Here is a 15497-nt window from a genome sequence, read left to right as displayed (position 1 = left end):
GATTTTTTTGTATTTGGGGTCTGAAAAGATTAAAAATTTTTTTGTCAATTTTTAAGTTTTTGGGAAAAACTAAGAAAAAATAATTTTATCGACAAAAACAGCAAAAATTAGACTTATAAAGTTGTTAGTGTGTTGCCAAATGCAAAAACAAAACCGCCAACAACGAAAATTACAGACAAAAAAATGTGGGCATTGTATTTTGCTCTTTGTCAAGCGGGTAAAAACATTTTTGTCTGCTCGTAAGTGAAATGTTTTTTGCCCGGATTTTCTCTTTTCCAATCTTCCATTTGAAGTTCTTTGTATTGTTGAATTTTTTTTCTTGTGTATTTGTGAAATGAAATTGAAACTATCGCAAGAACAAAAAAAATAACAGAAAGACTAATTAAAACCGGTTGTGGAAGATCTATTAGTCTAATTCCAGAATAAAAAGGATTTGTTTGCATAATATAATAATTATAATGATTTATTTTATATTTTAATATAAAGTATTATTATTAATACAAAAAAGTAAACTTTTGTCTTTAAAAGTTTACTTTTTTGATTCTCATTTATTTTATTAAAAAATTAATTAATGAATTTTTTAATAAAATGATTATTTAAACTTGAAACTGCCTCAACATTTGTTGCTAAAGTAGGTGAGTCATAAACGGCAAAACCTTTGAGCAAGATTTGGGCTGGAGAGGCGGTTTGGGTTTGGGTTGTAGTTGTTGCAGATCCGCCAGATGCTCCAGATGTTCCAGATGCAGCTGTAGAACCTGCTTCAACTTTAGGACCTAAATGAGTTCAAGTTAGATTTTTAGCATGATCAACCCGTGAAAAACTTAGGTCTAAAACACTAGAAATTCTTTGAGTATAAGGGTTTTTTGCTTTTGCTGAAGTAAGTCAAATTGTCCATTTATTTTGATTCTTTAATAAAGTTAAGAACATTAAATCTCCATCTTTAATAAAGTCAAAGTCATCAGCTTCACCTTTGTTTACATTAGTTTGTCTGAAAGGATCTGGAGGGGTAAATCCAAAAATTAGTTGAATTATGTTTGTTGCTTCAGCGGTAGACCCATTGCTTGAACCACCACCGCCACCACCAGAACCAGGAGTTGAACTTGGCTCACTAAATTGGAGTCTTGTGTCAGCTTCGCCATCAGCGCCGGAAATTAAAGCGACAATTGAGTCAACTTGTGTACTTCCACTAGAAGAAGTGTAACCCGGATTTTCATCAAGACCTAAAACAAATTTCTCGGTTTTTCCATCGCCTAGTTTGGTTTTCTTAATGAAAATACCTTTGCCGTCTTCAGATGCAATTAAATAATGTTTTTTATTGTTGTTAATATTGTGCGGTTGAAAAGCCAAAAATATTACTCCAGATTCAAGAATTTGTTTTTTGGAAGTATTAGTGGCTGTAGTTGTTATAGGAGTTGGAGTTGGTGTCCCGGTTGTAGTCGTGGTTGTTGGTGCTGTTGTTTCTGTTGTAGTTGTACTTGCGGGTGTTGTTGGCGTTGTCTTCTGACCTGAAGTTGCAGAAACATGACTAATTTCAACAGCTTTACTTACTAATAATCCATCTTGACTAGGAACATGATCTTCACCTTTTACAAGATCAATTTTTACATCTCCACGGTTAAGTGGTTGTATTTTTGTAATTTGACCAGTTATATCTATTTTCTGATTTTCACGAAAATCAAAAAATACAGTTGGATTAAAACTTCTTAAAACATCATAATCAGTATCATCTACTAATTTTGTAATTGAGAAAATAGCTTTAGGGTTTGCATCTTTTTGTTCTGTTTCATTTGTTGGGCCAAAACTAAGAATTACATCAATTTGACTATCAGATTTTTTAACTATTTGCGCTTGATAATCAGTTTGACCAAGTTCAGAATAATTAGATTTTTGTAAAAATCCTCAAAGCCCAACACCTAAACCATTGAAAGTTGAAATTTCATTTGTTTCAGTATCAGTTTTAGTAGTAATTTGATCATCTTGGAACGCTGTTGCTGAAGTTGTTTGGGTTCCTGTTTCTGAAGAAGTTGTGGTTGTTGCGGCAGCGCCAGCGGCTGCGGGTGCTGCGGCAGCAGGTGCGCCAGCGGCTGGAGCTGGAGATGAAGGTGTAGCTGGAGCTGGAGTTGGCGCAGCAGCTGGAGATTGAGATTCTGCTGGTGCGCTTTCAGGTGTTTGGGATCCATCACCTTCTGGTTTTTTTTCAGTTTCTGCTGGTTTTTCACTGCCTTTATCTGTAGGAGTAGATGGTTCAAATCTTGGTTTGTTTCTAGCTATATAATCTTGGAGTGCTCTGGCACTTTCGGGCTCCATTCCTAAATCTAAAAAGAAAAGTTTTCTGGCAACTTGATCAAAAGTTTTTTGTTTTTTAGCATCATCAACAACTTCTGAAACAAGAGATTTAACATATTCTAAAGTTAATTTTGGACCATTAGGGTTTTTTCTGAATTCAAAAGTTTTAGCTAGAGGATTAAAGTTTTGAATTTTTGGATCTGCAAAATCAATTTTGTCTAAATTTTCAAAGTCAATTTGAGAATTTTGTTTTAAAACAGCATTTATAACTTTTCGCTGATTTTCATCATAATCAAGTTGAACTTCAAAACTAGATTTTGATGAACCAAGATCAACTAAAACAAATTTAGAATTATTTCCTTTTCCTAATCTGGCAAGTGAAGATTCAAGAACTGGCGGATAATTTGACTTAACAAATTCACTCTCAAGGTAAGGCGCTTGAATATTTAGTTGTTTTTTTATTTGAAAATCAACATCAAAAGAAACTTTATTTTCTTTTAAAAGTTTATCTTTTTGCTCTTGGGATAAATTTTTTGCTAAATCAATTGAATTAATTTCAACAAAATAACCATCCATACCAGGAACTTGGATTCTCTCAGGCTTTAAATTGAAAAAAGCACTAAAATCTTGACGGTTTATTTCAACTTTGGCATTATTAGCTTGTGAATTTTGGTCTGAATCCTGGAAAAGTTGGGTTGAAACTTGGCTCTGTCGTCCATTTTGTTGTGAGTTTTGCGCAATTCTGCTCAAGACTTTGGCGAGATTAACGGGGTTATTATCGGTTTTGTAAATACTTTGGGCCAAACTTAAATTATCTTTGACAAGTGCAAGTTGAACAAAAGGTTTTAATTGAACAAAATCACTAAATTGTGAAAGAATTTGTTGCTCGACAGTTTTGACATCAACACTTAATTTTTTAATTCCTAAAATTGGAAAGTCAAATTCTTTGATAACTTTGCCAGTTGGATCCATTAGTTCAAAAGAAATTGAAAGAGTTCCGGCTTTGTCATCAAGATTTTTGAAAACTAAGTTTTCAACTTTCATTAGACTGTCAACTCTTTTGGTGTCCGACTCACCTATCATAACCATTTTTTCTTGTTTAGCTTTTTGATTTTCAACAGTTTTTGGCGCTAAAACATAACCTTTTTCCAAAATTGAAGGTAAACCTAAGGTGTTAACTAAATTATAACCTAATCCATTTTCGAATAAAGCATCAGAAAAAGCTTGTGATTTTGAACGTGTTCTTTTATAAGAAGCTTGAAAATCATTATCAAGTTTAAAAGCAACTTCAGAAGCTGTTAAATTAGAACTTTTTGTTCCAAAAAGTTCTAATTTTGACTTTTCAAGGTCAATTTGGAATCCAACTAAATCACCATCAGCTTTATCACTTTGAGCAAAACCTTTAAGGTCAGTTTGTTTTGAATAAGTAAGTTTGAATTGGTCTGAATGAGCATAAACTACAACATTTTTTACTTCGCTACCAGAAGCGCTTGCTTTTTCAATATCTAAAACTACCCTAAAATTGTGTTTAGTAATTGGACTAAAGTCATATGCTTTTAAAAAATTGAAAGCATATGAAGGATTGTTAGCTAAGGCAAGGGCTGTTTTTGCTGATAAATTTTTATATTGGTCATGTAATTTTAGATTATTAAGGGCATTAATGAAATCTTCTTCGCTAAAAGTTGATTGAGTTTTTAAATCCACAACCTGATTTTTATCAACGTTTCCAAAAATTTGTGAACTATATGAGCGCTCAAAAATTGTAAGACCAATTGGAACTGCAACGATTGTTGTAAGAATTGCGGTGATCGAAAAACCTGTTGAAACTATTGTTTTTATACTTTTTACTTTATTTTCTTTATTAAGCATTTTTCTCCTTTAAAATGGTAGAAATTTTTATTGTTGATTAAAATCGTCAAGCGCAATTCTAACTTGGAAACTTAGACTTGATTTAATTGAATTAACGGTTGAAGAACCTTCGGTGGTTTCGGTGGTTGGTGTACTTTTTTCGACTTGCAAATTCACAACTTTATATTTTTGAGGATTAATTTTATCTTCATCTATTGAAACAACTGAAATTTTGAGATCTTTATTGTTTTCTTGAATTTTTGATTGAATTTCTTTGAAAACTTCGGTTTGTTCAAAACTTTTATGGCTCTCTTGATTAGATTTTTGAGATTCTTCAGGTTTATCAGGGTTTCCGGGTTGATCTTTTTTGATCTTATCAAAATCCGCTTTTTTGAGGAAAAATAGCGAAAATGATGGCGGAATACTCAAAACGGCCTTATTTAATTCATCTGTTTCACTTTTTTGAGTATCTTGTGTATTAACTCATAAATGTAAGTCAATTTTTGGACTTTGATATTTATCAACACCAGTATTTTTGTCAAAAACTTTGTAATAATAAGTTAATTTATAGTCCTCAATTCCAAAAGGTGTACGAAGACTTTCGGTAGTTCCTGAAGTAGTTGAAACTGAGACAGCTGTAGCCACTGCACCTTGTTTTTCAAAAACAATTTTATAATCTAGATCATTGCCTAATTTTGATCAAGCACTAAACTTAGTTAATTCTTTAGCTTTATAGTAAAATGCTAGCAGTAAATCTTTTAAGGTGCTAAGTGGTTGTGTTTTTTCTTGGAAGAATTTTTTAATTTCAGCTTCGATTGAAGAAGGTTGGGTTGAAGCTCCGGCTGAACCCGAACCACCTCCAGCGCCACCACCGCCGCCGCCAGAATTATTCCCATTAGCTCCGGCTTTTAAAATTGTGGAACTTTGTGTTTTTAGATTTTCTTTAATTTTTTTAGCAGCGTCTTGCAATGATTTATAAAGTTCATCAGTTCCTGAACTAGCAATTGCTGTTGAACCAGATGTTGAACTTGAGTCAATTTTTACAGCTGAATATTTGTTTAATTGGTTAAAAATATCACTGTCATTGGTAAAATCTTTTACTTTTTCCCAAACAGTTTTTGGTAAAAATAGATTAGAAATTCAACCACGAGAATCAAAACCTAAAAAATGGTTGTTAAAATCAAGTGAATAAACTGGGTCAGTTGTTTTAAATTTAACATCTGCAGCAATACTGAAAATATTGTTATTTCTTATATCACTTAGATTAATTGAATCGTTTTTATCAATTAAACCATTTGCTTTAGCAATTTCAAATAGATAATTTAAAACCGCAGCAGGTTCCATTTGGATTAAATACGCATAAAAGGAAGCAACATCATATTCATTTTTGAAAAATTTATCAGATCTTAATGATTTTATATTGAATTTTGATGCAACTAAATTATTTTGCATAAAACTAGCAAAATCTTCAATTTTAGGGAATTTTTGTTGCCCGACTCAAGCTTTTAACATTGATTCATTTGCATCAAAATCATAGGCATATTGGAAAGGATTTCCAATAATTTTCTTAATTTCTTCAAATTTAGGAGCTTTTGATTCAGTAGTTTGATCGGTTTGCTCACCAGTTTGACTAGTATCGCCAATTAAATTTTCTAATTCAGTTTTAGAAATATAAGCTGTTGTTGAACCAATTCTAATTTGTTTATTTTGGGTGGCTGCTGTTGCAGCTGTTGAAACAGAAATTGTAGCTGCTTGAGAAGATGTTGTAGGCAGTCCGTCAAGATTGTAGTATGTTTTTCGCTCTGGATCTAAATTAGAAGCAATATCTGTTCCTGTTTGTCCTGATTGTGCTAGGGTAACTTTTTTGAAATTAGGAAGCTCAAAAATTGAAGTTTTAGATCTTAAAAGTTTGTTTTCAGAGTCACCAAAAAAACTGGAATAAAGATTAATAACAACCGGAATTTCAAGATTTGAATTTTCTGCATTAACACCATCTTTTTCTTGTGCTTTAGAAAGATCAAAATAAAAATCAACGCCTTGAGGTTGTCTTTGGGCAAAATATGGATTAAAATCACCAAAATCAAGAGAAATTGGCTTAATTAATAATTCAGAATTTATTTTATCTATTACTTCTTTAGATTTTTCTCTAATAGAAGAATATATTTTGTTATTAAAACTACCTAAAAAGCTATTTATAGTGTGATTTGAAATTTCGAGATATTTGACTAATTCCGCTTTTTCATCTTTAGGTTGAGCTGGAGGAGTTTCGGTAGATTGTTGATCTGTACCAGTTTGTCCGTTAGATTGTTCTGTGGTTGCTCCGGTTGATGCTACATCTGTTCCGGTTGATTGTGTGTTTGAGTCGGTTGTTCCTGCTCCTCCTGTACCAGCTGATGCTGTAGCTTCTCCTGTGGTGGTTTGTTGCACTTCTTGACCAGTTTGAGGTTGGCTCTGACTTTGGGTAAGATCAGAGGCAACTTGAACTAATTGTCTAATTTCCGGATTTTCAGAAGTTAATAAGCTAGCTTGAGTAACTGGCTGACTTCCAACTTTAAAATCAAGAAAATTTAATTTTCTGATTGAAATTTTAGACAAAATATCGTCTAAATCAGCAAAATAAGTTGGCTGTTTTGCTTGTTTTTCTGCAGTCTGATCAGTTGTTGTTTGTTCATTTTGATTTTGGCTTGATTCTGAAGTTGGACTAGTCTGCGGAACTAAATCAATTTTTTCAAGCAATTGGGCATCTTCAATATTGAAATTTTTAAGCTCAAATTTTGCTTCATCACTTAATTCAGCTTTAACTAAAAAACTTGGAACTGAATTTGGACCAACTAAGATGAAACTGTTAGTTCCAGGGTGTTTTTCTAAACTAAAATTGTAAATTGTTCCTTGTTTAAAAGGGAATGAATTATTTTGATCAAAGTTTAATTCGTTAATTATTTTTTGAAAATCAGGGAAATATTGACTTATTTTTTCAACAGCTTCAAGTTGAGTTCCAGCTCTATTAATATCAGCAGCAAAATCTTCAACACGAGTTAAAGATGCAATTTTTTGATCAGTTAAATTTGAACTTGAAAAATTAGAACTAAAATCTGTTCTTCTTAAATTTTGGATATTTTCTTTGAAGCTTTTGGTTATTTTTTCCAGATTTGAATTAAATTCAGCAAGAGCAAATTGTGAACGTTGTGCAAATGAAACTTTTTTAGAAATAATTGTTGAAAATGCTGTGCGATTGTTGTCAATTTGGTGCTTTGCACGAAAACGAAGCTCAAAACTTTGATCATTATCATTTGGAATTAAGTCAATAAATTCTAAAAATGGCTTATTTGGTGCAAAAGTTGGCTCAAATTTACGTAGTTTGGAGTTGACCTGTGTGTAAAAGGATATAAATTTATTTAAATCTGTGCCAGCTATTAATTTTCCACTATTATCAAAAAGTTGTGCTTTTATTTGACTATATGTGGTAGAATCATCAAAGACATCAGATTTAAAGGCAACATTTTGGACTCGAGAAACTAAATTTTCTAACTCAGCTCGGGGATTTTCTCCTGTATAGCGAATTCGAGTTACAAGCCCAATAGTTGTTGCAAAAATAGCAATACCGCCAACAGCGGTCAATGCTATTGCTAATCTATTAGTATTTTTAGGCATATATATTTTTCCTCTATATGGTTTTTAATCAAATATTTAAAATTATAGCACTACAAAGGCATTTTTTATGATTTTATTTCAATAAAATAGTAAAATTTACTTTATTTTATGTTTTAAAAGTAAATTTTACTCTTTTTTTAGTTATTTTTGGCAAATTTTTGTGACTTTTTAGACTAAATTGATTTTGAACTTTTTAGTTTTAATGTCAATAAAATCAGCAAAAATAGGAAAATTTAAGCGAGTTACTAAATTAATAAACTAATTTTTGTACATTAAAATTATTTTATTTTTCAAAATCCTTGAAAAATCAAGGAAGATTATATTCACGCGAATTTTGCGAGTTTGGCAGTTTGAAGCAAAAATTCACTTTTTAGTCAATATAAATATGCAAAAATAGCCGTAAATGCTTGTTTTTTGATGCTAAAATCCTAATTTTTATTATTTTGAAATTAACCTTTTGCAAAAAATTTTTAAAAAAAAGCTTGGTCTAAAAAAATTTTAGGTTATAATTAGTTTCACCTAAGAATAAATTAATAAATTTTAATATTGAATTAAGGGGGAATCAGTTATGTTTTTGCTATAAAAAAATCAGAAAATGCGAATTTTCCATTATGTTTTTAATATAATGGAATGCCTTAAATTTAACCGTTTAGAAATCTACAAATTTATGGCTCATAATTATTGTTCTTTCAAAACTTCATATATTTTTTAGGCTCAATGTAAGTAAAAACGAGTTTTCTATTTACATTGAGTTTAAATAGTAGTTGTATTTTTTATGATTTTTGTTGTTTATTCATCAATTGATTTTTGCCAGTGTTTTAACTAAAAAAGGTAGCTCAGATATTTTATAATTTTGCTTTTTTAGTTTGCTTTATTATTAATAAGTAGATTTTTCTTTCGTGATTGTTAGATTTAAAATTCAGTGTTTTTGCTTTGATAGTTATTTTTTCCTGAGTTAGCCAAAAAAGTTAAAAAAGCGCCTAAAACCAGACACTTTTTTAAGATTATCTCATCAAAATGGGAAACTCGGGATTTTGAACTTTTTAATTTTAATCTCAATAAAATCAGCAAAAATAGGAAATTTCAAGCAAATAGACTAAATTAATAAACTAATTTGTAGACCTTAAAATTATTTTATTTTTCAAAATCCTTGAAAAACCACGGGAGATTATATTCGAGCGGATTTTGAGCATTAAGTCTCATTATCATCGCAGACAAACTAAATTTATTTTTTAGTTCAAGCGGTTTTTCATTTTGTCAATTTATTCCAAAATAATTATGACTTGCTGTTGAATAATTCCAACTTTGTAAAAATGTAAGTGGTGAACCTGCATTAATTGTTGATATATACTCATCATTTAGCCCTAATACTCCAGTTCCGGAATTACCAGCATTAAAATATGTAGGAGTATAGCCTTTTTGATTTGAAATAGAAATATTTTGTTGATCTGATTTAGCTCTATTAATTATATAACCACTTTGTTTTGCATAAGGAAATCCATTCATTCCAAAATGTTTAACATTTGGACCAAAAAATGTTAAATCTGATTGACCATTTGTATTTAATTTTAAGTTAGGCAATTTATATCAATTCAATAATCAGGCCGCTTTTTGGAACTCACCTTTTTCATAAGCTGCTTGAATTAAAGGTTTAATATCAACTATTAAAACAGTTATGTCAACAAATTTTGAGTTTTTTTGATTTACATCCGGTTGCTTAGTGCCTGTTCAAACTAGTCAAGCAGGAACATTTTTGACACTGTTTTGTCCACCTCAGTAACTATAACCGCCATCAATTGAATTAGAATAATATTTACTTCCAATAGCCATGTAACGATTATTTGATAAAAGTTTAGTTAAATCTTGACCAAGAAGAGAATTTAAATCAAATTTTCCGCCGCCTTCGACATGATTATTTGTGATTATGTAAAATTTGCCATCATTAGGATCATCATTTACTTTTGCAAGCATGGTTGCACTTCCAAAAGTAAAGCCAAACGTTCTAGATAATAAATTTTTTGCGAGTGGGAAATTTTTAGTATCCCAAGATTTATGTAAAAAGTCTAAATCTTGTAAATATCCTTCATGTAATTTATAAGAAACATTTTGGTTTGGATTATATTTTTCTAAATTGTAAGCCTCTGAATTGGTAAAAAATGAAATTGGCTGTTCTTCATTAGTGTAGTCAATATTTTTATAGTCAAATTGATTTGTTTTAGAACCAAAATCTTCATTTTCAAGCGAGTTTGTGTATTCAATATGAACTCTTGCTCCGGCTTTATGTATAATAAAGGCTTTTTTTGGATCAAAAGTGTCAAATTTTGGGGTATTATAAAAGGCAAGTCCTTTTTCAACATGATCAAGAACATTGTCAACAATTAAACCAAGGTCTGAATTATTTAGTCATAATTTAAATTCAATCCCTTGATTTTTGATATATTGAGCACTTAAATTGAAACTAAAATCCACAAATTTTTTGTTTGGATCTTCAAAAAATACATTTTTGGTTTTTTCAGTAATTACTATTATTTGGCCACTTGCTAATTTTTCAAAGTCAAAACTAAAATCATAACCGCCTTTAATTGGTTTTTTTGTGATTAAGTCAGTTCCACCGGTGATTCGGGTAAGTCTTTGGGTATTTTGAACTAAAGCATTTGCAAATAATTGTAGTTTTATTTTCCGGTTTTTAGGATCATTCTTTAAGAATGTTTCAGAAAAATACTTTTCTTTTAATGTTCATTTAGCTGTTTTTGTAGAATTATCGTAATTTCAATATAAATCTTTATAATAAGGTTCAATTTCACGACTTCTAGTTACTTCATTTCCAGAATCAAATAAAGTAACTAATGGCTTTTGTGTGTCTAAATCTATATTGGTCTGAATATTTTGGTTATTTATATTTGTTAAAAAATATCAAGTTGATCCTTCAACAATATGTGATCCATTAACATATTTTAGACGGAAATATAATTTATTATTATGTTTTTTTGTCTCAAGAAATTGTAAATTTTCCTTTGAGATTTTAAAATTATTATAACTAAGAGCTTGTTCTTTGATGTCAAAAAGATCTTTAAAATTGTTGTTATTTAACGCTTGTTGTGTTAGTGATCTATTATTTTTGTGGACAAAATCAGAATATTTGATTCTATTTAGAATTATTTCAGGATAAAGTTTGTTTTTATAATCATTTTCTAAGTTTTGTAATTTTATGTCTTTGTTAGAACTATAGCGGATATTTGTGTTATTTTTGTTAATAAAACCAAGTTTGAAAGTCATTTCCCCTGGTATATTAGTGGTTTTAACATCATAATAATATACAAAATAATTCTTTAAAATTTTTGAAGTATCAAGTGGAACTTCAGGATCATTATTAAAAAATATTTGCTTTTCGACAATTATTGGTAATTTTTCACTATTTTGTACAGTTTTTTTGTCTTCACCTTCAGGTTTGATTTCTGTATTTTTAAACTTATCTAAATCACTATTTTTAGCAGTTTCATTCTTAGTTTTAATTTGAAGTAAATAATTTAACTTTGATTCAGCTTTTTGTTCAACAATATCAGCCGGGTCAATTAGTCTATATTTTACGTGTTTTTGTGCTTTTTTATAAAATTCACCGCTTACTCAACGATAATCAAAGTGGCGACTATTAATTTTATCAATTATTGATTTGTCATCAGCGGAAATCTCATTGCTTATTAAGATTTCTTTGCCATTTTGTGTTGTTTTTTCTACAACTGGCGAAAAATCTTCGCTGGTGAAATTAGAACCGTTTTTAGGTTTAATATCACTATAAGTGGCTGGCAGTCAATTTGAAAAACTAATGGCTTTTTCAGTTTTGAACTCTTCAGAAGTTTTGATTCCTTCAACAATTAGCGGAAATTCTAGGCCGTTAAATCTGTATCAAAAGAAAATTTTTGCTTGACCTTTTAAAATGTCTATAGAAATAACATCTTTTGCAAAAATTTCAAATTTACCGATTTTAGCAAATGTATAAAGCTTGTTAAGTGAGTCAATTATTTCTGAATTCGTTTTTCCGGCTAGTGAAATTTGACCGTGGGTATAATCAATATCGTTAATTTTTGTGTTTTTAAATAATTTTTTACCACTAGAATCACTTAAAATTTCTTCAATTAGCGCTAAATCAGCTTTATCACGCTGTGATAAAATTGGTTTTAAGTAATCTTTAGGCGCAAATTGTAGAATTTCTTCTCTAGTGTGTTGGTCATTTTTTATTAATAATTTTAGGGAGATAGTTTGAGTGGTACTTGAGGTTAAAACTCTTCTTTTTTCTTTATCAACATCAAAAGTTGAAAATGAAATTGTGGCATTTTCAGGAATTTCGTAGGTAAAAAATTGTTGATCTTTTAAAATTTTATCAAAAATTTTGTCAAGCTCGGCCTTGCTTAATTCATCTGGTTGCGCTGGATTTTCTGAACCAATTTCTGAAACTTTTACAACTTTTGGGTTTTCTTTAAAAGTTTTAAATTTTTTATTTGCAGGAATTTCCCCTGTTTTTTGCAATGATTCTAAAGCTGGTTTTAATAAATATTTATAAAATCAATAACTACCAACCCCGCCAGCACCTGAAGGCTCTTCAATTTGCCAATAATAATCTAATGGATTATTTGATCTTGAAAAATCAAAATCAATATATTCAGAATCGCTAAGGTAGGTTTGATTATAAAAACTAGTGTTTTTAAAGTTTTGAGTATATCCAATTTTTACTGGCAAGTTATCCTTTTCTTTAAAGCTAACTTCTTTCTTGGATTTAACACTGACTGTTTTAATAACTTGGTTATTAAATTTAATATCTAAATTTAATGATATTTTATTATCGTTGGAAAAGGTTAATTCAGGTTGGTCTGATAATGCAACATGAAAAAATTTTTCGATTGTTTGTTTTGATTGGGAAAAATTTTCTGAAATAAATTTTTTTACGTCCTGATTATAAAAACTTTCTTTTTCAAAATCAAGAAATGAATTATAGTTAATATTAAAATAGTCATCAAGAAAATCTATATTTAACGAAGAGACTATCGCATTTAAGTCAACATTATCATTAGGAATTAAAAGTTGGGTGGATAAAATTGTTGAATCTAAGGGATTTTTTATTGAAGTCGCTTGATATTTAAGAACTAAAATATTTCTGTTGTTACTATCTAATGATAAGTCTAATAATTTGAAATTTATTTCATCATTTTGTGGTTTTTTTAACCAAAGATTCGCATTTTGAAAGTTAAAAGAAGCAGAAGTAAGATATTTTCTTATACTATGATGGTCAAGTCCTTGGTCATCAAGACTAATTTTTAGGACATTCTGGGCTTGTTGTTTAAAATCTGATAAATTTTGTACAATTTTTGCTGGTGGTTTTTCTTGCACAATTTGGTCATTTTGCGTTTTTAAATCTAAAATTGTTTGCGAAAATGAAGTGACTAAATTAGCAAATTCATCAACAAATGTGGGTAAATTTTCATTATCAATTACATTGAGTCGGAGATTTTGGTCTAATTTTTCTTTAATTTTGTTATTTTTTTCTTCAAGTTCTTGCTTATTTGTTGTAGATGTAGTTGAGTTTTTCAACAAAAATTGAAAATTTTTCACTTCAACACTATACAAATCAAGGGAATCTGCTAATTTTAAAATATAAGAACTTATATGTTTAATATCAGAAACTAATTTTTTTGAATCTGTCAGTGCTTTAATATTAGAAACAAAATTTGGGCTAAATTTGCTTGATAATAATTGGTTTTCCAAAGTTTTTTTAGCTTCGTTTAGCTTGACATCGCCATTAAGACGTGCTATTTCTGATTTTACATTTTCATGGAGTGTTAAAACATTAGATAAAAAATATTTTGTATTAGTGGAAATCTCATCATTTAATACAAGCTTATTTTGTTGATCTAATAAATTTAAGGAACTCATTAAATTATCTAATTCTGTTTTATTTTCAGAATTTAAATAATTAGGCTCATTTTCTAGTTTTGCTTTTTCTGTTTTCAATGAAGATAGAAGCGATGCAACATGTTCTAATTCTGAAATAAATTCCTTAATTTGACTAATTTGTGATTCAGTAATTGAGTTTTCTATTTTTTCTTTAAAATTACTTTGAACTGTTTGGGATAAATTAGCGGCTTTTTCAACATCTAAAATAGCAGATTTTTTTAATTCTTGTAGTTTTTCGTTTTTTTCTGCTGACTTATTAACAATTTTTTCTAAATTAGTTTGGATATTTTTAAGATTTTCAATTGAATCAGTGACATTGTTAATTAAATTACCAGAATTTATATTTGAATTAAAATTTGTAATTAAATTATTGAAAACTTCATTCTTCTCAGTTGAATATTCATTTTTTATTGATTTAATTTGAGCAATAATATTTTCTAATATAAGTAAATTTGAGGTGAAATTTTCAATTTCTTCTTTATTATCATTTTTATATAAAGTGGTAATTTTGTCATTAATTTGTTCACTTAAGGTTTTAAGATTAACAAGGTTTGCATGTTTTAAAATCGTGTTAAATCAGCTATAAGTTGAAAGTTCCTGACTCAGGGTGTTATTGGTTTTAGTAATTTCCGCGCTTAATTCGCTTATTTTGGTTAAAAACTCATCAAATTTAGTTTCAAAATTAGATGAATTTAGAATTTTTTTATTAAATGATTCAATTTCACTTTTTAAATTATTGTATTTCTCCTCGTTAACACTAAAAGACTTATCAATTGTTTTAGATTTAAAATTCGACTCGAATTTTTGAAATAAATCTAATGTTGATGAGTATTGTTCTACAAATTGAGAAAGTTTGGGCAAATATTCTGAATTTGAAAAATTTTGTGAGGAAATGTTTAAGCTATCTTTTATTTTATTTTTAATAGCTTCAAGAAAATTAGGATACTGGAGAAAAAAATTATCTACCTGATTTTTTTGAAGACTTTGATTTGGGTCAATGTAATTTTGAAATGAATTTGAGGTTGAGGTTGAGCAGGAGGCAACAACAAGCGAAACAATACCAACCCCAAATAAAAATATTGGATTGGTTTTTACTTTTTTTCTGTTCATAATTTTTCCTATTTCGTGAGAGTTTAATTATTTAATTATTTAATTATTTAATTATACAACAAATAATTAAAAAACCTATAAGTTGTGATTTTAATTAGTATATTAATTTATTTTTAAACAATCCTATTAGATTCTCATAGCTCTTTGCAACTAGAATTAATCAATGTTGAACACCAAAATTTTGAAAATGTAACTGTTGCTTCTAAAAAATAAGTTCATTTATTAATTTGTATAACAATTCAAGACTTTAAAGTCACATTTCATATAAAAGCAAAGTTTTTATATGAGGCAAATTATTTTCACATTTTTTAAGACCAAATGCAAAAAATATAAATAAAAGCACTACAATCAAAATCACTGAAAAAAAGCTAATTGTCCGAATTTTTTCTACAATTTATTTTAAAGATAATTGATTTTTTTATTTTTTTAAATTTTTTTTCATTTAATAAATAAATGTATTTAAAAAACTAAAAATTTGTTATAATTTTTTTATTTAAAAATAATAAGTGAGGTATATTATGAGGTAAGTAAAATCCAAATTACTATCTTAATAATTACATCCTCTTCAATATTCGCAATAACTGCTAAAACATAAAAGAAACAACAACACAAAATATTAAAAACTAACAACGGTGAACTCAATATTAAAATAGATG

Annotated in this window: 4 protein-coding genes; all 4 read right to left on the bottom strand. The window is 28.9% G+C overall.

Annotated elements, in window-relative coordinates:
• Positions 1 to 113: 113 nt before the first annotated feature.
• Positions 114 to 443 carry a hypothetical protein gene (locus MOSC01_RS0102885; RefSeq protein WP_010321297.1) on the bottom strand — a complete coding sequence of 110 codons (330 nt, stop codon included), beginning with the start codon at positions 441 to 443 and terminating at the stop codon, positions 114 to 116.
• A gap of 121 nt (positions 444 to 564) precedes the next feature.
• The gene (locus MOSC01_RS04255) at positions 565 to 4155 is read right to left on the bottom strand and encodes a P110/LppT family adhesin N-terminal domain (protein WP_010321296.1); all 3591 of its coding nucleotides are present in this window, start codon (positions 4153 to 4155) and stop codon (positions 565 to 567) included.
• Positions 4156 to 4182: 27 nt separating this feature from the next.
• The gene (locus MOSC01_RS04250; protein ID WP_010321295.1) at positions 4183 to 7785 is read right to left on the bottom strand and encodes a P97 family adhesin; all 3603 of its coding nucleotides are present in this window, start codon (positions 7783 to 7785) and stop codon (positions 4183 to 4185) included.
• Positions 7786 to 8919: 1134 nt separating this feature from the next.
• The gene (locus tag MOSC01_RS0102860) at positions 8920 to 14841 is read right to left on the bottom strand and encodes an MGA_1079 family surface serine endopeptidase (protein WP_010321294.1); all 5922 of its coding nucleotides are present in this window, start codon (positions 14839 to 14841) and stop codon (positions 8920 to 8922) included.
• Positions 14842 to 15497 lie beyond the last annotated feature (656 nt).

The organism is Mesomycoplasma ovipneumoniae SC01 (assembly GCF_000218525.1).
In the GTDB taxonomy this organism is placed as follows: Bacteria; Bacillota_I; Bacilli_A; order Mycoplasmatales; family Metamycoplasmataceae; genus Mesomycoplasma; species Mesomycoplasma ovipneumoniae_A.
This window is presented reverse-complemented; position numbering and strand designations above follow the sequence as displayed.